Genomic DNA, 21,317 nt, shown 5'->3' with positions numbered 1-21,317 from the left:
CCTTAACGTCGCTCTGCGGGCAGCGTGGCTGCCTGTTTGGTATCGAACCACCAGCCATCAAAACCAAGCGAATAGGCTGGGCGTACAGCGGGCATGGCAAACTTGTTCCAATAGGCGAAACGGTCATGATTGGAATACCACATGGGGATCATGAGCTGATTCCAGGTCAATACCCTGTCCAGCGCGCGGCCTAATGACAGCAGGGGGACTTTCTGCCCTTGGTGCTTAACGATGTCCGCGATGAGCGAATCAATCGCGGGATCGCTGACGCCGGACGTATTGTAGGTTGAGTCGATATACTGCGAGCTCCAGCGCATTTGCAGGCTGTCATCGGGGTAGATGTATGCAGGGTACACTGTTGCCGTCATATCTAAATCGCGTTTGCGCAGGCGACTGTTGAACTGCGTGCTGTCGATGTTACGCACGTTCATCGTGATACCGAGTTTTTTCAGGCTCTGTTGAAAGGGCAGGACATACTGCGAGTTGCCGGCGCTTGGCAGCAGCAGTTCAAACGTAAATGGCTGCCCGGTTTTGCTATTGACCAGCTTCTGATCTTTCAATTCCCAACCTGCCTCTTCCAGCAGTTTGAGTGCTTTAAGCCAGTTTTGTCGGTCATAGCCGCTGCCGTCGGAGGAGGGCGGTTGATAGCTGGAGCCAAAGACCTCGGCGGGCACGTTGTCCTTCAGCGGCGTCAGCCAGACCAATTCTTCTGCGCTGGGCTCGCCTTTAGCGGCATACTCGGTGTTTTGGAAATAGCTGTCGGTACGTTGATAAGCGTTGTAATACAGCGCCTTGTTCATCCAGTTGAAGTCAAATGCCAGCGCTAGCGCCTGACGCACCCGGCGATCCTGAAACAGCGGTCGCTGGATATTGAAGACCAGCCAGCGCGTAGACTGAGCGGATTGGTTGACCTGATCCTGTTTGATGATGTAGCCGCGCGCAAAGTTGCCGCCTTGATATTGGGTTGCCCAATGTTTTGGCGATCCTTCCTCACGCAGATCGAAAGCGCCGGCCTTAAAGGCCTCCAGGGCGACGCTGTCATCCATATAGTAGTCGTAGCGGATTTTATCGAAATTGTACTGACCTTTATTGACCGGCAGATCGGCACCCCAATAGTCTTTCACGCGGGAGTAGGTGACATATTGTCCGGTACGATAGGCGGTGATGCGGTAAGGCCCGCTAGCCGGCGGCGGATATGGTAACGGTTCGTTGAATTTATGATTCTTCCAGAATTTCTCCGGCATGATGGGCAATGTCATCAGACTGAACATGCGGTTTTTGTCGGATACGGGAAAACCAAAGCGTACGGTCAGCGGTGCAACGGCTTTGGCGGTGACATCTTTAAAATAGATGCGAAACTGCGGCACGCCCTGCGTCATAAACATATTGTAGGTAAACGCGACGTCAGCGGCCGTGATTGGCGAACCGTCATGAAAGCGGGCTTTGGGATTCATCTCGATCTCAATCCAGCGGAAATCCGCCGAATGGCGTGTCGTCAGGGCGACCAGCGGATAATAGCTGCCGGGTTCGTCATCAGAGGAGACAAAGAGCGAATCGTAGAGGCGTTCAGTACGTGCCGCTGCCACGCCGCGTAGTGCGTAACGGTTGAAATTGTCAAAGGTACCCAGTGAACTGAGAGTGATGCTACCGCCTTTGGGAGCATCAGGATTGACGTAATCAAAATGGCTGAAGTTCTCGGCATATTTGGGTTCACCCAAAAGTGCAAAGCGGGTGCTGTTTTCAGTCGTCTCGGCATACGCCCCAAGATGGGCCGTGCAAAGCAATACGGCAGCGATAACGCGCTTTAACATCTGACGGTAATCTCCTGCGAGTAGACGTTATCTGGCTAGGCATCGTCTGATGTAGACACGCCATATCGTAACGTCAACAATGCCGATTTCCTCGGCATAAAGTTCTTGAAATAATTAACATTCCCATCGGGAAGTTGCGTATTTTCTTTTTATCATGAAATCAGGTGATAAACCTACCTTAATCACGGCCTGTTAATGTTTCAGGTTGTTGAGTCAGTCATATTTTGCGCAGTGCGCCGCAGAAGGGGAGGAACACGGTGATATTCGGGTGAAAAGCAGGCATAAAAAACGCCGCTTATGATGATAAGCGGCGTTGATGTCGTCTGGTTTCGTTGGCTAACAGCAAAGTTCTTTTACTAACAAAACAATATCACAGCAAGGGAGCGATAGTGTTTAGCTGGTTTTTCCTTTACTCAGGACACGACGTCCTTCTTGATAACGCTTATTCCAGTAGTCTTCCGTCATTTTGGAAATGATGACGCCACTGCTGGTTGATGCGTGGACGAATTGATCGTTGCCGAGATAAATGCCAACGTGGCGACCGGTTGAACCTGCGCGGAACAGAACAAGATCGCCAACGCGCAGTTTGTTGCGCTGAATTTGCTGGCCCATCTCTTGCTGTTCATAGGTTGAACGCGGTAAATCCATACCAAACTGTTCGCGGAAAGTGCGCTGAACGAAAGCGGAGCAGTCAATGCCACCGCGACTATCACCACCTAAACGGTAGCGAACGCCTTTCCAACTGGCATATTGGTTCAGTAATTTGGACTTGATGTCTACATTACGAACTAATGCTTCAAATTCATCCTGAGAGGCTTGCAGTAAAAGACCATCTTTATCATTAACTGCACGCATATCAGTCTGAGGTTTGTGGTTGTATGCGTTGTTACTTCCACATGCGGAGAGCACTATTGCTACCGCAACGGCAGGCACTACCCGCCAGATATATCTCAGAATCGGTTGAGACTTGACCATTATTGTTATGTTCCCTTGCTGTCCTTAACGATAAATACCGTTATGTAGTATCCCCATTTCACTGGGGTATAAATGCCAAACGAAAACGAGACTCAGACTAAATCAGAGTTTCTTCTTAGCCAAACACTCATCAGCGAAAGTGTGCCGGAATGCACATTATTTCTCTTGCCGCTGGTAGCTCAGTGTGTACTAAAAATCAAGCAACACCGAGACTACCGTAACAGCAGCAGGATTGCGAGAAGTTTTAACTGTTTTATTTATAAGATTTAATGATGTGTTCAGCTAAAAAATATCGATGTAAAAATTTGGAATTATGTGGATTTATCGTGTCCATTTTTTAGGTAATAGCCGATTTAACAGGGTAATCGCGGCATCGCTTGCTGGCGTTAATAACCACCAACTCAGTCCGACCAGAACAACCGAGAGCGAACCGACGGCAATATCGGTAAACCAATGTGCACCAATCATGATGCGAGGCAATGAGAAAATCACCATGATGACCAGACCGATAGCGAAAGCGGTGCGGGTAAAATAGCGCAGTATAAAAGCCGCAAAGATCATCAGCATCATGCCGTGGTCGCCGGGGAAGCTGTCCGATGACGCATCTTTGGTCGGAATACCTGTTAAGTCTGAAACGCGGTTGACGTCACTAAAATAGAGCGTCGGGCTCGCGTGCTGCACCGGTAATAAATGTCCTGCCTGATTCAGCACGACGGCAGTTAACAGCATGATAAAACCGAGGATCAACAAACGGCGGCGCTCTGTGGAGGTCGCTTTTAGATAAAACGACAGATATAGCAATCCCATCGCAACGAGCGCAAAACCGTCAAAAGCGCGGTTATTGGTAAGGGCAACCAGATGTAAAAACGTCGGGCTATCAACCAAGAGGCGGTTGAAATAGAAAAAGATATGGCTGTCGAGCGTGAGCCAAAAACCATGATTTTCCGGTAGATACCAGGATAAAAACAGACCAATGCCCAACACATTGAGCACTAAAATAGAAGAAAGACGAGCAAATGACATAAGGCAAAGCATCCAAACAAAGACGAAAAACTCCAGTTTAGTCCACGTTGGCTAAACGAGCCTTTAACAATGAGGCTTGTAACGTATTCCATTCTGCTGGTGTTTCATTAATGATTTCGATACGGCTATCAATCGGTGCCGTCGACCGAGTTTCTATATGCAGATCGTGTCCTTGACGGTTCACGACGAGCGTCCCTTCTTTTATATGCATCACCCCTTTAACCCGATTCACGGGAGAAAGGCGGACCCAGTCCAGCAGGGCGGCGGTATCAAAAGCGATCTCAGGGGCGAATATCCAGCCACAGGCGTGGTATCCCTGTCCCTGATTAAGAGAACGTCGCCAGGACTGCCCACTCGGTAATTGCAGCGCGGCCAAGTTATTTTTTGGCTTATGCGCGTGGTGGTGGGCGCCATCTGGAAGTTCGCGCATACGCTCTTGCGATGAAGGGGGGCGAGGTTGGTCGAGCAGCAGCAGGTCAACATTTCCCTGACTGGCCTCGATAATTTGCCGACCATCGCCGTTCGCCTGCTGCCACTGCTGTAAGGCAGCGAGATCGTCGGCGGTATAAGTATCGCGCTTGTTGGCGATAATCATGTCAGCGGCGGCAAGCTGATCGCGGAAATTCTCATTTTCTGTGTAACGTGCGTCGCTTAGCTGACGCGCATCCAGCAGACACAGCGTAGACTGTAATGTCAGCCAGGGCTGATAGATATCACTTGTCAGCAAGGAGAGAATTTGTTTCGGGTGGCCGAGTCCCGTAGGCTCGATGAGCAACCGATGGGGCTTCTTTTGTTGCAGCAACATATTCAGGCCAACCTGCATCGGCAAGCCGTTTACGCAGCACATGCAGCCGCCGGGAATCTCTTTCAACACCGCGCCGCTGTCCGCCAGTAGCGCACCGTCAATGCCCACTTCGCCGAATTCATTGACCAGCACTGCCCAGACTTCGTCTTCAGGTTTTTGCGACAGAAGATGACGAATCGTGGTGGTTTTTCCACTACCCAGAAACCCTGTAATCAAATTGACTTTCGTTAGCATGGCAGGCTCCTAATGCAGGGGAGGGTTGACGTGTGCCGGATAGATCATCCGGCGACAAGTATTGTGCGCGAAGCACAAGGTAGAATGTTAGTCTGCGCGACCCATGTAGCGACGTTCTGGAATATGAATACGGATCTTTTCACCCGCGCTCAGATATTCTGGAACGGGAATAACCAGACCGGTGCTCATGGTTGCAGGTTTGTTGCGTGAACTGGCGGAAGCGCCTTTAATGCCCGGTGCCGTCTCAACAATTTCCAGATCGACCGTTTGTGGCAGTTCCAGCGCGATGATTTGGCCGTCCCAGCTCAATACCTGAATTCCCGGCATGCCGCCTTCAGGGATAAACAGCAGCTCTTCTTCTATTTGATCTTTTTTGAAGAGGTAAGGCGCGTAATCCTCATCATCCATAAAGACGTATTCGTCGCCGTCAATATAAGAGAAAGTGACCGTGCGGCGTGTCAGCGTGATGGTATCGATAATGTCATCGCCTTTAAAACGCTCTTCCACTTTCAAACCCGTACGGACATCGGAAAAACGCATTTTGTACAGCGTGCTGGCACCGCGGGCGCTGGGGCTTTGGACGTCGATGTCCTTTACCAGCAATAACTTGTCGTTATAGTTAACGACCATTCCGCGTTTAACTTCGTTCGCTCTTGCCATAAAAATTACCTGCTATAAGGAGTGTGATTTTTGTGGCGACACGTTACTCGCGCCGAAGAGTTCAGGCAAGCATAAGATACGTGGTCTTATATTGGTTTTTGGTAGAAGGGCTGTTATGGTGGCGCGCTCTACTTCTTGTCAGCCCACCGGAGAGCTTGCTGATGGACTGTCGCCCCCATTGCGGTGCCTGCTGCATCGCGGCATCGATTTCAACGCCGATGCCGGGTCTGCCGCACGGCAAGCCTGCAAACACGCCCTGTATTCATCTTGATGACGCGATGCGCTGCGGGCTGTTCCATTCTCCACTGCGGCCCGCGGTTTGCGCGGGGCTAAAACCGCGCGCGGATATGTGTTTCAGCCATCGTGATGAGGCGATGATTTACCTGCTGAAACTGGAAACCGACACCGCCCCTTAATGTGCAGCGATCAGGCGTCTTTGATGCGCCACATACAATAGATGGAACCGGTGATCATCAGCAGCGCGAAGAAGAAGACGGCGTGATAGTTCCAGATTTCAGCAACAATCCCAGCCAGTGAGCCAGAGATGATCCAGCCAACGCGCGTCGTATTGGTAAACAGCGTGGTTGCCGCGCCTGCCTGTCCGGGCATCAAGTCCTGAAAGTAAAGCATGCCGATTCCCGCCAGAATACCGATGAAAACGGCGTTCAACGCTTGTAACGCCAGCAGTGCTATTTCGCCATCAAGAACCAGCAAGCCGCCGAAGAACAGTAAACCGGAGGCAACGGCAAGCCGCATCAGGAAGCGTTTACCGAAGCGTTTGGCAACGTAGCCAGCAATCAGCATCACCGGAATTTCTAATCCAGCCGCAACGCCCATCATGATACCCGCCAGTTTTTCCGGCAGATGCAGTTCATGCACCAGATACAGCGGCATATTAATGAGGTAAATGCCGTTGCAGGTCCACATCAAGGTACACGCCACGAACAGCAAGAGCGTGTCACGGCGGTTACGGCGCGGTGATTCCAGCGTAGAGGTGGTCTTTTCCACGGCTTTGGGCATGGAAGGCAGAAAGAGTTTGACCAGAATGCCGCACAAGATAAAGACGACCGCGGCGGTCAGATACATCGTCGTGAAACCGAATCCCAGTGCCAGCGCAAAGGCGATCGGTGGGCCGACAACCCAGGCGAGAGAGATTTGCGCACGGAGTATGGAGCTGAACATCGCTGCTTCACGACCGGTTTTATCCGCATGCTCTCGCGCCAGCGCAAAAAGCTGCGGGTTCGCGGTCGAGCCAAAGCTGCTCAGCAACACACCGATAAAGAGCAGAATAAAGTAGTTACGGTTCCAGGCAAACAGCATGCAGGCGAGTGCGCCCAGCAGGCAGCAGACGAAAATCAGCGATTTGCGATCGCCTTGACGGTCCGAACGCGTGGCCAGCATTTGGCTGACGACAATACCGATAACCGCGCTGCCGGTATAAAACATCCCAACTAAGAAAGGACGAACCTGTACTTCGCTGGAAAGAAAGAGACTGAGCGTAGGAAGTTGCAGGGCACCGGCCGTTCCGGTCAGGAAGGCAATAACTAAAAATGCTGACGATGTCAGGTCGAGCGGACGTCGCGTTGTGTTTGCAGGAGTGAACATAAATTGATAGCGCTTGGAAAATAGGCAGAGTCTGTCGAGCGCGACATAGTACTCGGGTTTATAATGAAACAGAAATCTTGTTTCATTATTTTTCGTCAGCACTGTTTCAGCTATTCGGTGATTTTTGTTGGCGGGCAGCGCGTTATCCACGTTAAAATGTGCGTGATGTCAAAATTCTGTTACGTCAGCAGCGTAGAAAGCTTGCATAAATGACGTAATAGAATGAGACTTTTGAAACGTTTCAGCGGAATTTTTTTGAAACGCCCTAACAATCGACACATTTTTTTCTCATAAAAGCTGAAACGATTCAACTTTCAGCAAGAGAGGAGTGCCATGTTCCAGTTGTCACAGCAAGATATTCATTTGGGCGCAGCGGCCAGTACTAAGCAGGAAGCTATCCAGCTTGTTGCTTCAGCACTGACCGAGGCCGGGTGCGTTAACGCAGGGTATGTCGACGGCATGCTACAGCGCGAACAGCAAACATCCACCTATTTGGGAAGCGGCATTGCTATCCCTCACGGCACAACCGATACCCGCGATCTGGTATTGAAGACCGGGGTTCAAGTATTTCAGTTTCCTCAGGGTATTTCCTGGGGTGAAGATCAAACCGCCTACGTGGTGTTGGGGATTGCAGCCCGTTCTGATGAACACCTTGCGTTGCTGCGTCAACTTACCCACGTCCTGAGCGACGATCGCGTAGCGGCACGTTTGGCAAGCACAACGTCAGCAGAAGAATTGCGTAGCCTGCTGATGGGCGAGCAGCAACTGGCGGAGTTCCGCTTTGATACCTCACTGATTGCGCTGGATGTGGCGACCGATAATCTGTTGACGCTTCAGGCACTGAACGCCGGTCGTCTTCAGCAGGTTGGTGCAGCAGACGCCAGCTTCGTCAGCACCGCAGTCAGCAATAAACCGCTGAATTTGGGGCAAGGCGTGTGGTTCAGCGATAGCGCTGTCGGTAACCTCAGCAGCGCGGCTGCGGTGGCACGTCCGGCTACGCCTTTCAGCGTTGACGGCGAAAACGTCGCCTTACTGGTGACGGTAGCTGCGGCTGACGATCAGGCTTTTGCGCCGATCGATTACCTGAGCAACCTGCTGGTTGCGCAAAAAGCGGAACGCCTGCTGACGGCTGACGCACCGACGCTGCTGGCCCTTTTGACCAGCGACGTACCGGAAGAAAGTGAAGTGCTGACGGCAGAATTTAGCATTCGCAACGAACACGGCCTGCACGCGCGTCCGGGCACCATGCTGGTGAACGTGATCAAGCAGTTCAGCAGTGACATCACCGTCACCAATCTGGACGGCACAGGCAAACCGGCAAATGGCCGCAGCCTGATGAAAGTCGTCGCGCTGGGCGTGAAGAAAGGTCACAAATTGCGTTTCACCGCGAGCGGTAGCGATGCAGAACAAGCACTGGCCGCTATTGGCGAAGCGATTACGTCCGGTTTGGGCGAGGGGGCAGCATGAGCAGGAGAGTAGCCACAATCACCCTGAATCCAGCTTATGACCTGGTTGGCTATTGCCCAGAAGTTGAGAAAGGCGAAGTCAATCTGGTTCAGACAGCGGGTCTGCACGCCGCAGGCAAAGGTATCAACGTTGCCAAGGTGCTGAAAGATCTCGGGATTGATGTCACGGTAGGTGGCTTTCTGGGTAAAGACAATCAGGATGGTTTTCAGCAATTGTTCAGCGAGCTGGGCATTGCCAACCGTTTCCAGGTTGTGCCAGGACGTACGCGTATTAATGTCAAGTTAACCGAAAAAGATGGTGACGTAACCGACTTCAACTTTTCCGGTTTTGAAGTGACACAGCAGGATTGGCAGCGTTTCGTCAATGACTCGCTGAGCTGGCTGGGGCAGTTCGACATGGTCGCGGTGAGCGGCAGTCTGCCTGCTGGCGTCGATCCGGATGCGTTTACCGGCTGGATGTCGCGTCTGCGCACGCAGTGTCCTTGCATTATTTTCGACAGCAGCCGTGAAGCGCTGGTGGCGGGACTGAAAGCCTCTCCTTGGTTGGTGAAACCAAACCGCCGGGAGCTGGAGATATGGGCTGGGCGTAAATTACCTACGCTGGCTGATGTGGTGGATGCCGCCCACGCACTGCGTGAGCAGGGTATCGCGCATGTTGTGATCTCACTGGGTGCGGAAGGCGCGCTGTGGGTGAATGCATCCGGCGCGTGGCTGGCAAAACCACCGGCCTGTGATGTGGTAAGTACGGTAGGTGCGGGCGACTCCATGGTTGGGGGGTTGATTTATGGCTTATTAATGCGTGAGTCCAGTGAGCACACTCTGCGTTTAGCTACGGCGGTTTCAGCACTGGCCGTCAGCCAAAGCAATGTTGGTATTACCGATCGTCCTCAGTTGGCCGCAATGATGGCGCGTGTCGACCTCAAACCCTTTAACTGATACAGCAGGAGATAAACAATGAAAACGCTGCTGATTTTGGATAAATCACTGGGCCTGGCGAGAAGCCAACTGGTGAAGAACCTACTCGGCGCTGCCGCTGCGAAAGCAGGGGTGACGTTTACAGAACAGGCTAACGACGCTGAACTGGCGATCGTTCTGGGTGCATCCGCTGCGGCGGACAGCGCACTGAATGGCAAGCGGGTTTATGTCGGTGACATCGAACTGGCCGTTTCGCAGCCGGAAGCCTTCTTGGCGAAAGCACAGGCTGAAGCCTCGGTCTATCAGGCCGCTGCGTCAGCACCTGTTCAGCAACCCGCAGCTGCCAAGCGTATTGTGGCGATAACGGCGTGCCCGACGGGCGTCGCGCACACGTTTATGGCGGCAGAAGCGATTGAAAGCGAAGCGAAAAAACGCGGCTGGTGGGTCAAAGTGGAAACGCGTGGCTCTGTTGGCGCGGGCAACGCGATTACTCCTGAAGAAGTTGAACAGGCCGATCTGGTGATCGTCGCTGCGGATATTGAAGTCGATCTGGCTAAGTTTGCCGGTAAGAAAATGTATCGCACGTCGACCGGGTTGGCGCTGAAGAAGACGGCGCAGGAGTTAGATAAAGCGCAGGCTGAAGCTAAAGTGTATCAGCCATCTGGGCAAGCCAGTGCGTCAAGCGCTAGCGAGTCTGGTCAGAAAGGCGGAGCAGGCCCGTATCGTCACCTGTTGACCGGCGTGTCTTACATGCTGCCGATGGTTGTCGCGGGTGGTTTGTGTATCGCACTGTCGTTTGTCTTTGGTATCGAAGCCTTTAAACAAGAAGGTACGCTGGCAGCGGCGCTGATGAAGATCGGCGGCGGTTCTGCCTTTGCACTGATGGTGCCGGTGCTGGCGGGCTATATCGCGTTCTCCATTGCGGATCGTCCGGGCTTAACGCCGGGTCTGGTTGGCGGGATGTTGGCGGTGAGTACGGGTGCAGGCTTCCTTGGTGGGATCATTGCTGGTTTCCTAGCGGGTTATATTGCCAGAGCGATCAACAATAAACTGATTCTGCCGCAAAGTTTGACTGCGCTAAAACCGATTCTGATCATCCCGCTGTTCGCCACGTTGGCGACGGGTCTTATCATGATTTACGTCGTTGGTACGCCAGTGGCGAAAATCCTGACTGGCCTGACAGGCTGGTTGCAATCCATGGGCACGGCGAATGCGGTGATTCTGGGTGCAATCCTGGGCGCGATGATGTGTACGGATATGGGCGGGCCGGTTAACAAAGTGGCTTACGTCTTCGGTACGACCTTGCTCAGTAGCCAGATTTACGCTCCGATGGCCGCCGTTATGGCAGCCGGTATGGTGCCACCGTTGGCAATGGGCCTGGCGACCGTGCTGGCAAGTAAGAAATTCAACCCGACCGAGCGTGAAGGCGGTAAAGCGGCGTTTGTACTGGGCCTGTGCTTTATCTCCGAAGGGGCGATTCCTTACGCGGCGCGTGATCCGATGCGCGTTCTGCCTTGCTGCATCATTGGTGGGGCACTGACTGGTGCGCTGTCAATGGCAGTGGGCGCTAAGCTGATGGCACCACACGGTGGTCTGTTCGTGCTGTTAATTCCTGGTGCGATTACCCCAGTTATTGGCTATCTGTTAGCGATCATTGCGGGAACCGCGGTTGCTGGCGTGCTGTACGCGCTGCTGAAACGCTCTGATGAACAATTGGCGAAAGTTGCGTAAGTTTGATCATCGTCGTGAATAAAAAGTAATGCCATAACACAAGGATGTGGATGAGATAGCGCCAGTTGGTATTCACCATCTGGCGCTTTTTTATGTATATACTCGTCATACTTCAAGTTGCATGTGCGTTGGCTACGTTCATTCACCCGAATCACTTACTTGAGTAAGCTCATCGGGATTCACTCTCTTGCCGCCTTCCTGAAACTTGAATTATTTAGAGTATAATCAGCACTGGGCTTCGGACTTGAGCCAGGCGATTTCGTCGGCCCAGATATCGGGGTTGATCGTTTCCAGAATCATCGGGATACCATCAAAGCGAGCATCTTTCATGATATAGCTGAAAGCGGTTTTGCCGATATTGCCTTCCCCCAAGCTATGGTGTCGGTCAACGCGACTGGCGAACGCGCTTTTGGCATCATTCAAATGCATTCCGCGCAGATAGCGAAACCCAACAATGCGATCGAATTCAGCGAAAGTAGCTTCGCAATCGGCTTCTGTCCGCAGATCGTAGCCGCCAGCGAAGGCGTGGCAGGTATCGATACAGACGCCGACGCGGCTTTTATCTTCAACACCATTGATGATGGCCGCCAGATGCTCAAAGCGGAAACCCAAATTGCTGCCTTGGCCGGCGGTGTTTTCAATCACGGCAGTGACGCCATCCGTTTCCGCCAGCGCGATGTTGATGGACTCGGCGATACGTGCCAAACAGTCAGCTTCCTCTATCTGCTTTAGATGGCTGCCGGGGTGAAAATTCAGCAGGCTTAGCCCAAGCTGCTGGCAGCGGGACATTTCATCAATAAACGCGATGCGTGACTTCTCCAGCGCCTCGGAGTCGGGGTGACCCAGATTAATCAGATAGCTATCGTGGGGCAGAATCTGTGCTGACGTATACGCGTACTGCTCACAGGCGGCTTTAAAACGGTCGATGACCTCGGCGCTGAGCGGTGCGGCCTGCCATTGGCGCTGATTCTTGGTAAATAAAGCGAAAGCCGTCGCCTTTATCTCATGTGCGCGAATCACGGCCTGATCGACCCCGCCAGATGCGCTAACGTGCGCCCCGATGTATTTCATGTTGGTCTCCTTTGGTAACGGAGACATTATGGCATCGACATGGCGCCGTCGGGCACGTTAATGAGACGTTAACAGGTAAATAATTTATCGTTAGCCGAATAAATGCTCGAAGAACAGATTGATGCCCGCACCGCCAACGACCAGCCAGAGAAACAGAACGAGAGCCAGCAGCAGCGGTTTTGCTCCGGCCTGACGGATGGCACTGAATCGGGTTGTGAGCCCCAGCGCCACCATCGCCATGGTCAACAGCATATTATCGAGCTGTACCAACTGCGTGACGAACGTAGGAGGAAGTAGCTGGAAGGAATTGAAGGCGGCTACGGCGATAAACCCCAGCGCAAACCACGGGAACATCAGTAGAATCGCGTCTTGAACGTCATTTTTTTGCGCCGTTTTTTTCAGGTAAAACCCAAGAATGAGAAGGAAAGGGGCCAGCATCATCACGCGCAGCATCTTGCTGATGACGGCAATGTTTTCCGTCGCACCATCTACGGCATGCCCAGCGGCAACGACCTGAGCAACTTCATGTATCGTCGAGCCGAAGTACAGACCGACGATCTGCGGTGTGACGTCAATCCAGTGATGTTCGAGATTGAGCTGATAGAGCCACGGATACAAAAACATCGCCGTCGTACCGAAAATCACCACGGTGGAAACGGAGACGGCAATCGCATTGCTGGACGCTTTGACAACGGGCGCGGTTGCCATGATCGCCGCCGCACCGCAGATGCTGCTGCCAGCACCGATGAGAATCACGGTCTGATTGTCGAGTTTCAACCAGTGCTTGCCGACCCAGCAGGCGAGTAAAAACGTCAGCGTGACGACGGTAAGATCGACCGCAACACCGGTAAAGCCAACGGATGCAACCTGCTGAAAGCTGAGGCGAAAACCATAAAGTATGATGCCCCAGCGAAGTAAATGCTGTTTGGCCCACTGCACGCCCGGGTCACACAGAGGATGAAGGCGCGGATAAACGCTATTTCCCAGCACGATCCCACTTAGGATCGCCAATGTCAGCGAGCCCGGTCCCCAATGGGCGATTTTCGGAATATTTGCCAGCCAGAGGAGCGAAAAAGTCATTAAACTTATTAACAGCAGACCGGGTAATCGCGCTTTTGCTCCATCGGGCGGGTCTATCGTGTGTAATGTCGCAGGAAGAGCCATGGGTTTGGTGCCTATTCTGACCGTACCGAAAATTGAGAAGCCAGCTTATAATCCACGAGATTAAAAGAGAAATTGATTATATATTTATAACCTATAAGTATTTCAGATAAAGAGCGCACTATGCATATCACGTTACGTCAACTGGAAGTCTTTGCCGAAGTCCTGAAAAGTGGTTCAACGACACAGGCCTCGGTGGTGCTTGCCTTGTCTCAATCGGCTGTCAGCGCGGCTCTGGCGGATTTAGAAGGGCAGTTGGGGGTTCAACTTTTCGACCGCGTGGGTAAACGCCTGGTGGTTAATGAACACGGCCGTCTGCTGTACCCCAAGGCGTTAGCATTGCTTGAACAGTCGATGGAAATTGAGCAACTGTTCCGGCGTGATAATGGGGCGCTACGTGTGTATGCCAGCAGCACCATCGGCAACTATTTATTGCCTGCGATGATTGCCCGCTATCGTCATGACTACCCTGACATTCCGCTGGAGCTGCATGTTGGTAATACGAAAGATGTGATCACCCGTGTGTCTGAATTCAGTGTCGATTTGGGCTTGATCGAAGGGCCTTGCCATCACCCTGATTTGATTACGCAGCCCTGGCTGGAAGATGAGCTGGTGGTGTTTTGTTCTCCCGAACATCCGCTCAGCCGCGGTTCTGCCTCATTAACGGCGCTGGCGGATGCGCACTGGATCCTGCGTGAACGTGGCTCGGGTACGCGCGAAGTGCTGGATCATCTGCTGCTGACGCACCTGTCACATTTCCATCTGGTGATGGAGTTAGGTAATTCAGAGGCGATCAAGCATGCGGTTCGCCACGGGATTGGCATCAGCTGCCTGTCGCGGCATGTCATTGCCGAGCAGTTAGCGTCAGGTTCGCTGGTGGAGTTGAAAGTGCCGTTGCCTAAACTCACGCGGACGCTGTATCTGGTTCATCACCGACAGAAACATCTTTCAAATGTGCTACAGCGTTTCTTGAGTTATTGCTGCGAAACGGCATAGCGAAAATATTTTCTGCTGCTAATGATCGGGCTCGAGTTATTAACCTCTCTTATAACTCGACGATCTTAACTATTCAGCACAACGCTATTTGCTACAATCCCGCCTCGATTTTTAGCACGAGCATGCAGGATAACAATGGCTCAGCACGATATTCAACAAACTACACAGGGCGCACCGACCCTGCGCCGTGAACTGAAAGCACGGCATTTAACGATGATCGCCATTGGCGGATCGATTGGCACCGGGTTATTTGTCGCGTCTGGTGCGACGGTTTCACAAGCAGGCCCGGGTGGCGCACTTCTGTCTTATGCCCTGATTGGGCTGATGGTTTACTTCCTGATGACCAGTCTGGGTGAGCTGGCGGCGTTTATGCCGGTTTCGGGTTCGTTCTCCAGCTACGGTTCCCGCTATGTAGAAGAAGGGTTCGGCTTCGCGCTGGGCTGGAACTACTGGTACAACTGGGCGGTGACCATCGCGGTTGATCTGGTGGCGGCGCAACTGGTGATGGGATATTGGTTCCCTGACGTCTCCGGCTGGATCTGGAGCGCGCTGTTTCTGGCGCTGATGTTCCTGCTTAACTACATTTCCGTGAAAGGATTTGGTGAAGCAGAGTACTGGTTCTCACTGATTAAAGTGGTCACGGTCGTTGTTTTCATTGCCGTTGGCGTGATGATGATTACGGGCATCATGAGCGGTGCGGAAAATGCGGGATTCCACAATTGGGAAATTGGCGATGCGCCCTTTGCTGGTGGTTTCTCTGCCATGATTGGTGTGGCGATGATCGTCGGCTTCTCTTTTCAGGGAACGGAACTGATCGGTATCGCTGCTGGGGAATCGCAGGAGCCAAGCAAAAACATTCCACGTGCCATCCGTCAGGTTTTCTGGCGCATTCTGTTGTTCTACATCTTCGCGATTCTGATTATCAGCTTAATCATTCCGTATACCGATCCGAACCTGCTGCGTAATGATGTCAAAGACATTACGGTGAGCCCGTTCACGCTGGTGTTTGAGAACGCGGGCCTGCTGTCAGCTGCGGCGGTCATGAATGCGGTGATTCTGACGGCGGTGCTGTCGGCGGGTAACTCCGGGATGTATGCTTCTACGCGTATGCTGTTTACGCTGGCATCGGAAGGTAAAGCGCCGCGCATTTTCGCCAGACTGTCAAAAGGCGGCGTGCCGCGTAATGCGCTGTACGCCACCACCGTGGTGGCGGCGCTGTGTTTCCTGTCTTCTTTATATGGCAACCAAACGGTTTATCTGTGGCTGTTGAATACCTCCGGCATGACTGGCTTTATTGCCTGGCTGGGGATCGCGATTAGCCATTACCGTTTCCGTCGTGGCTATGTCATGCAAGGGCATGATCTGAATCGTCTGCCTTATCAATCTCGTTTCTTCCCGCTCGGGCCGATTTTCGCGTTTGTGCTCTGTCTGATCATCACGCTGGGGCAGAACTATCAGGCGTTTCTGGAAGATAACATCGACTGGTATGGCGTGACGGCAACGTACATCGGTATTCCGCTGTTCCTGCTGATTTGGTTCGGTTACAAGCTGTATCGTGGAACGCACTTCATCAAGTATCAAGAGATGACGTACCCCGATCATAAAGACTAAATCGTAAGAACGCGGTTAAGAGCCGCTTTTTACCTTGCCATTTATTTCCACGCCGCTGATGAAATTTTTATCAGCGGCGTTTTTATTCGTAGTAACTTAATTTTTATATCAAATATTTTGAATTTTATTGTTGCCGTACATACCTTTCTGATTGTTTCTTCCTCTTCCTGTTGAGTCTGTTTATACCGAGAAAAACTGGCATTTATAAACCGTAGTTAAACGAAAACCAAAATGCTAATACTTATCATTTACGTTTAAATGCATTCCTTTACACTATTTCTTGCAAAAAAAATCAATAAAATAACGAGGAATTATGAAAGGAAATTCTCTGATTAATCTCAAGAATGCAGTGGCGTTGGCTCTAGTGGCAACAGCAACAAACACAGCGATAGCAGCAGATAAGAATGATGTACTGGTGGTCACCGCCAGTGGTTATGAGAAGAAACTGACCAATGCGCCAGCCTCTATTTCTGTCATCAGCGAGGAGGAGCTCTCTCAGAAAAGTTACCACGATCTGGGTGAAGCACTGAGCGGGGTAGAAGGCGTAGATGTGCGCAGTGGCACGGGAAAAACTGGCGGATTGGACATCAGCATTCGTGGTATGCCAAGCAGTTACACCCTGATCCTGATTGATGGTGTGCGTCAGAATGCCAGCGGTGATATCACGCCTAATGGCTTTGGGACGATGAATACAGCAGTAATACCGCCGTTGGCCTCTATTGAGCGTATTGAAGTTATCCGCGGGCCAATGTCGACGTTATATGGTTCTGATGCGATCGGTGGTGTGGTTAACATCATTACCAAGAAAGACAGTAAACAGTGGCGTGGCAACGTTAACCTGTCACATTCTGTGCAGGAACACCGTAAATGGGGCGATGGCTCCACGCTGGGGATCTATGCTTCCGGACCATTGGCTAATGATAAATTAAGTCTGGCGGTGCGCGGTAATCTTGAACACCGTCAAGGCTCGAGTGTGACGTCACTAAGCGATAGTGGTGATACGCGAGTACCGTTCCCGACGAAAACCGATAACTACAATGTCGGTGCTAAATTGAGTGCGAAGACCAGTGATGCGAATACCCTGTGGGTTGACGGCGATGTATCACGTCAGACTTACGATAACTATAACAGCCAGCTTGGGCCCGTTGGTGTTGGTGGTGGCGGATATCGTGATGAGCTTCGCTATGAGCGTAATAAACTGGCGATAGGGCATGATACCGATTTGTCGTTTGGCCGGTGGAGCTCCAACCTGTCTTATGCCGTCACTGAAAATACAGGTCGAGTGCTAACACCTAGCGTATTGAGTCCCGCTAACGTGGGTTTATCCGGCCAAGATCGCGAGCTGAAAAATACCAACACGATATTCGATACCAGCCTAGTTTCCCCTCTTGGCGATAGCCACCTGCTGACTGTTGGCGGTCAATATTGGGATGCGCGTGTTAAAGACGGCATTGTGCTGGCTAACACGGGTGAAACATTTGAGCAGAAGAGCTGGTCACTCTATGCGGAAGATGACTGGCAATTACTCGATCCGCTAACGCTGACGCTGGGTGCTCGTTATGAAAAACACGATAGCTTTGGCGGACACCTCAGCCCACGCGCTTATCTGGTATGGAATGTGGCGGATGACTGGACGGTAAAAGGAGGTGTCAGCACGGGATACAAAGTACCTTCGCTTGCACAGTTGCATAACGGCGTCAGTGGTGTGGGAAGGAATGGGGCAGCGAGTACCATTGGTAATCCGAATCTGAAACCGGAAGAAAGTACCAACATTGAGACCGGTGTGTATTATGAGAATGATGCGAGCGTAAAAGCCAACATCACGGGGTTTGTGAACCACTATAAGAATGCTATTTCCTCAGTAGAGGTTACGCCTTCAGTAGGAAGTTTCCGTAACATTGGTAAAGCCAGAACACAGGGCGTTGAGCTTGCAACATCCTTTCCGGTATTTGTACCAGAACTGACTCTAGGCCTGAATTACACCTATACGCACAGCGAACAGATTGGCGGTAATAATCCGGGGGCGGCATTGACGACAACGGCCAAGCATATGGCTAATGCCCGCTTGAACTGGCAGCTCGATGAGCAGTGGAATACGTGGTTAGCCGCTGAATATCGCGCTAAAACACCTCGCTTTACCGACAATTATGCGAATCTGAATGATGCACAAAAGCTGGTATATAACGATCGTGGCACCGATCTTAAAGCATGGACTGTTGTGAATCTCGGTGCGTCTTACAAAGTCACGAAAAACGTGACATTGAATGGTACGGTAAACAATTTACTGGATAAGGACTTCTCAGATGTGCATCCTTATACCGCTACCGTAAATGGTCGCTCCACTACTTACTATGCTGGTGATTACTTTGGAAACAGTGCTTTTACGACGGGCTATGTCATGCCAGGTCGTAACTACTGGCTATCGGTAAACGTCAACTTCTGATGTAGCACCTCCCCGGAATGGGTCAGCTCGTTCCGGGGCATTATGACCCTCGCTTACTTCCTCACTCCAACGACATGGCACCACTTCTGCGGTTTTTCTCACGAATGTATTCTTTCTGATTAACAACGACGCTTCGTTGTGACCTGCTATTACGGTTATCTCTTTGCCGGTGTCATGATAACAGTGAGCAGCAGATTTTATTGTTTTTGTGATATTTCTGAATATCGTGGCTAACAATGTCGATGAATGAAATTCATTATATTAGGTATTGTTAATTGCTTTAATGCTGACTACGCTTCACGTTACGGAGTGATGGATTTCCAATGAGGCAGGAAGTGTAACGTTATTAATACGTTCGTTGTCTTGTGTCATACAGAGAATTTAATTCATTATTTTTGTATGAGAATACCTGTCGTGATTGCCGACTGTGGAGCCTTTGATATCTGCAAGCGGAAATCAGTGTATGAATAGCAACCAGGGCACGATGATGTTAAAAATTACCTTTTTGGATAAAGGCTCACTGCCTGAAACCATTTTCCTGAAAAAGACGAGTTTTAGGCGTCCACAGTGCCGCCATGAATGGGTTGAATATAACTATACCTCGCCCGATCACGTTATCGCCCGAGCAAAAGACACCCACGTTATCATCACGAATAAAGCCCTATTAACGCGAGACACCTTGGCTGCGTTGCCTGCGTTGAAGCTGATTGCTGTAACGGCAACAGGCACCGACAATATCGATCTTGTTGCTGCTAAAGAACGGGGTATCACGGTCAAAAATGTACCGGGCTACTCGACGCAAGCCGTATCCGAGCACGTGATCGCCATGATCTTTGCGCTAAAGCACAGCCTGATGGCGTGGTATCGCGATCAACTGAGTGACCGCTGGGCCAGCCAGTCGCAATTTGCTTATTTTGATCATCCGGTTAAGGACATCGCAGGCGCGACGCTGGGTATCATCGGCGCGGGTACGATTGGGCGGGAAGTCGCGCGGCTGGCGCAGGCGCTGGGAATGAAGGTGATTTTTGCCGAGCGCAGAGGTGTCTCACAGTGTCGCGCGGGGTATCTGCCGTTTGAAGACGTCCTGCGGTTAGCGAATGTGATTTCACTCAACTGCCCGCTGAATGAGAGCACGCAGCATCTGATTAATGCGGAAACGCTCGCCCTGTGTAAGCCCACCGCGTTTATTATTAACACCGCCAGAGGCGGGCTGATTGATGAGCACGCACTGGCAGAAGCCTTGCAGCAGCGCGCCATTGCCGGTGCCGCGCTAGACTGCCTGACACAGGAACCGCCAGCAAAAGACAACCTATTAATGGTTGCGGCGAAAACCCTGCCTAATCTTCTGATTACCCCGCATATCTCTTGGACGTCTGCCTCATCGCTGCAACTGTTGATGGAAAAGACGATTGAAAATATTGATGAGTATGCTCAGCAGAACGGACATCGATAATAAGAGGTAATTTGATTTCGCCGAGTATGAAGGAATATAGCCCGGCAGAGGAATGATGATATTCATCAATTTTAATTGATTATCAAAATTGAACGTTTTATCAGATTGAACCTTTTGTCATCGATTATCTGCGTCAAGTACGTTATATCCACAAGGGAATAAAGATATCCACGAGGGAATGAAAGTGCCGCACATCAGGCCTAAAGCGAAAACGTTATTCGTTGTGATTATGCTGATTCGCCTCTTTGTTGTATAAGGGAATATTTATTAATAATAACGTTAGTAAATAATAGAACGAATGCCGTGCGACTTGTTGATGCAAAAACCAATTCAATGAGGGAAGGGGGATGGGCTGTATGGTGAATCCGCCCCGAGTTCGAGTGAACGGGGCGGAAGTCAGTGCAAATCAGCGTTTCTGGATATACGTCATGGCCAGCGCGAGTGCCAGAACCAGACCTTTGATGATATCCATCGCGTAATAAGGCACGGAGAGCATCACCAGCCCATTCTGCAAGACACCAAGAATAACGGCACCGAGCAGCGTACCCAGCGCGTTCGGCTTGCCGGATCCCGCCAGCGAGAAACCGATGTAGGCTGCGGCAACGGCATCCATCAAATAGCCGCCCCCGGCATTGACCTGCGAAGAGCCGATGCGCGATGCCAGTAAGATCCCACCCAGCGCTGCGAGTAGTGAAGAAAACACATATGCCTGCACCCGATAACGCGCCGTGCGAATACCCGCCAACCGCGCGGCTTCTGGGTTGCCGCCGATGGCATACATCCGTCGACCGTGCTTGGTGAGGGATAGGTACAGCTGCACCAGTACCGTTACCGCCAGCATGATGACAACAATGACCGGCACCTGACCCAGCGTGGCAAAGAATTCAGGAATGACGCCTTCCGCCATTTCGCCGCTAGGCAGCACCATGTTCTGCGTGATGGAACCGCCATAGCTGTAGGTCATCGCTACGCCCTGAATGACGAACAGGCTGGCGAGCGTCGCCAGCATATCGGGAATCTTCAGCACGACGATGAGGAAGGCGTTGAATAGCCCGACCAGCGTACACAGCAGCAGCGTCAGGACAATCGCTCCGGTGGTGCCGAATCCATGCCAGACGAAAAGCGAGATAACCAGCGCATTAGCCAGCGAGGCCGTCGATCCTACGGAAAGATCGAATCCGCCCACAGACAGCGAAATGGAGACGCCAATGGCAATCACCGTAACGATGGCGATAGAACGCAGGATATTGATGATATTATATGGATCGAGAAAATTTTCCGACGCCAGCCCGAAGAGGGCAATCAGCGCGACGACGGTGATCAGCATGCCCCACTTATAGAGAAACTCGAAAACGTG

At 51.6% G+C, this 21,317-nt stretch carries 17 protein-coding genes; 8 read left to right on the top strand and 9 right to left on the bottom strand.

The features are described from left to right. Window positions 1–2 precede the first annotated feature (2 nt). From LOZ86_RS13110 to yeiP, 5 genes are all read right to left on the bottom strand, one after another. A complete protein-coding gene (locus tag LOZ86_RS13110; RefSeq protein WP_230242096.1) occupies window positions 3–1,811 on the bottom strand; it encodes an extracellular solute-binding protein in 1,809 nt (602 codons plus the stop codon). A gap of 393 nt (window positions 1,812–2,204) precedes the next feature. Next, the gene (gene mepS, locus LOZ86_RS13105; RefSeq protein WP_039485609.1) at window positions 2,205–2,786 is read right to left on the bottom strand and encodes a bifunctional murein DD-endopeptidase/murein LD-carboxypeptidase; all 582 of its coding nucleotides are present in this window, start codon (window positions 2,784–2,786) and stop codon (window positions 2,205–2,207) included. A 321-nt stretch (window positions 2,787–3,107) separates the two neighbouring features. After that, window positions 3,108–3,809: a phosphatase PAP2 family protein gene (locus LOZ86_RS13100; RefSeq protein ID WP_039485606.1), complete on the bottom strand. Its 702-nt coding sequence runs from the start codon at window positions 3,807–3,809 to the stop codon at window positions 3,108–3,110. A 37-nt stretch (window positions 3,810–3,846) separates the two neighbouring features. After that, window positions 3,847–4,848, bottom strand: a complete 1,002-nt coding sequence (locus LOZ86_RS13095; RefSeq protein WP_039485603.1) for a CobW family GTP-binding protein — start codon at window positions 4,846–4,848, stop codon at window positions 3,847–3,849. 87 nt (window positions 4,849–4,935) lie between these two features. Further along, a complete protein-coding gene (gene yeiP / locus LOZ86_RS13090) occupies window positions 4,936–5,508 on the bottom strand; it encodes an elongation factor P-like protein YeiP (protein ID WP_039485600.1) in 573 nt (190 codons plus the stop codon). 161 nt (window positions 5,509–5,669) lie between these two features. On the opposite strand from yeiP, the gene LOZ86_RS13085 reads away from it, so the two are divergent. Beyond that, window positions 5,670–5,924, top strand: a complete 255-nt coding sequence (locus tag LOZ86_RS13085) for a hypothetical protein (RefSeq protein WP_039485599.1) — start codon at window positions 5,670–5,672, stop codon at window positions 5,922–5,924. Between the two features lie 10 nt (window positions 5,925–5,934). Here the strand turns inward: LOZ86_RS13085 and setB are convergent, their stop codons facing one another. Continuing rightward, the gene (gene setB, locus LOZ86_RS13080; protein WP_039485787.1) at window positions 5,935–7,113 is read right to left on the bottom strand and encodes a sugar efflux transporter SetB; all 1,179 of its coding nucleotides are present in this window, start codon (window positions 7,111–7,113) and stop codon (window positions 5,935–5,937) included. Window positions 7,114–7,446: 333 nt separating this feature from the next. On the opposite strand from setB, the gene fruB reads away from it, so the two are divergent. From fruB to fruA, 3 genes are read left to right on the top strand one after another with little or no spacing between them, the layout of a single operon-like run. Continuing rightward, window positions 7,447–8,580, top strand: coding sequence for a fused PTS fructose transporter subunit IIA/HPr protein (gene fruB / locus LOZ86_RS13075; protein ID WP_039485596.1), 1,134 nt, complete (start codon window positions 7,447–7,449; stop codon window positions 8,578–8,580). Continuing rightward, entirely contained in the window at window positions 8,577–9,515 is a 939-nt protein-coding gene (fruK, locus tag LOZ86_RS13070) for a 1-phosphofructokinase (RefSeq protein ID WP_111778510.1), read from the top strand. The genes fruB and fruK overlap by 4 nt, the downstream gene beginning before the upstream one ends. Window positions 9,516–9,533: 18 nt before the next feature. Then, the gene (gene fruA / locus LOZ86_RS13065; protein WP_039485590.1) at window positions 9,534–11,225 is read left to right on the top strand and encodes a PTS fructose transporter subunit IIBC; all 1,692 of its coding nucleotides are present in this window, start codon (window positions 9,534–9,536) and stop codon (window positions 11,223–11,225) included. Between the two features lie 225 nt (window positions 11,226–11,450). On the opposite strand, the gene nfo is transcribed toward fruA, so the two are convergent. Both nfo and LOZ86_RS13055 read right to left on the bottom strand, forming a co-directional pair. Continuing rightward, entirely contained in the window at window positions 11,451–12,296 is an 846-nt protein-coding gene (gene nfo, locus LOZ86_RS13060; RefSeq protein WP_039485587.1) for a deoxyribonuclease IV, read from the bottom strand. Between the two features lie 90 nt (window positions 12,297–12,386). Next, entirely contained in the window at window positions 12,387–13,460 is a 1,074-nt protein-coding gene (locus LOZ86_RS13055) for a YeiH family protein (protein WP_039485585.1), read from the bottom strand. Between the two features lie 120 nt (window positions 13,461–13,580). Between LOZ86_RS13055 and yieE the strand changes: the two genes are divergently transcribed. From yieE to LOZ86_RS13035, 4 genes are all read left to right on the top strand, one after another. Further along, window positions 13,581–14,453 carry a DNA-binding transcriptional regulator YeiE gene (yieE, locus tag LOZ86_RS13050; RefSeq protein ID WP_039485583.1) on the top strand — a complete coding sequence of 291 codons (873 nt, stop codon included), beginning with the start codon at window positions 13,581–13,583 and terminating at the stop codon, window positions 14,451–14,453. A 135-nt stretch (window positions 14,454–14,588) separates the two neighbouring features. Beyond that, complete coding sequence (locus tag LOZ86_RS13045) at window positions 14,589–16,064, top strand: amino acid permease (protein ID WP_039485579.1); 1,476 nt, start codon at window positions 14,589–14,591, stop codon at window positions 16,062–16,064. 313 nt (window positions 16,065–16,377) lie between these two features. Continuing rightward, window positions 16,378–18,507 carry a TonB-dependent receptor gene (locus tag LOZ86_RS13040; protein ID WP_111778509.1) on the top strand — a complete coding sequence of 710 codons (2,130 nt, stop codon included), beginning with the start codon at window positions 16,378–16,380 and terminating at the stop codon, window positions 18,505–18,507. A 463-nt stretch (window positions 18,508–18,970) separates the two neighbouring features. Beyond that, entirely contained in the window at window positions 18,971–19,960 is a 990-nt protein-coding gene (locus LOZ86_RS13035; RefSeq protein WP_039485573.1) for a 2-hydroxyacid dehydrogenase, read from the top strand. A 406-nt stretch (window positions 19,961–20,366) separates the two neighbouring features. On the opposite strand, the gene LOZ86_RS13030 is transcribed toward LOZ86_RS13035, so the two are convergent. After that, window positions 20,367–21,287, bottom strand: a complete 921-nt coding sequence (locus LOZ86_RS13030) for an ABC transporter permease (RefSeq protein ID WP_207193806.1) — start codon at window positions 21,285–21,287, stop codon at window positions 20,367–20,369. Between the last annotated feature and the right edge of the window lie 30 nt (window positions 21,288–21,317).

This window comes from Pectobacterium parvum (assembly GCF_020971565.1).
Lineage (GTDB): Bacteria > Pseudomonadota > Gammaproteobacteria > Enterobacterales > Enterobacteriaceae > Pectobacterium > Pectobacterium polare.
This window is presented reverse-complemented; position numbering and strand designations above follow the sequence as displayed.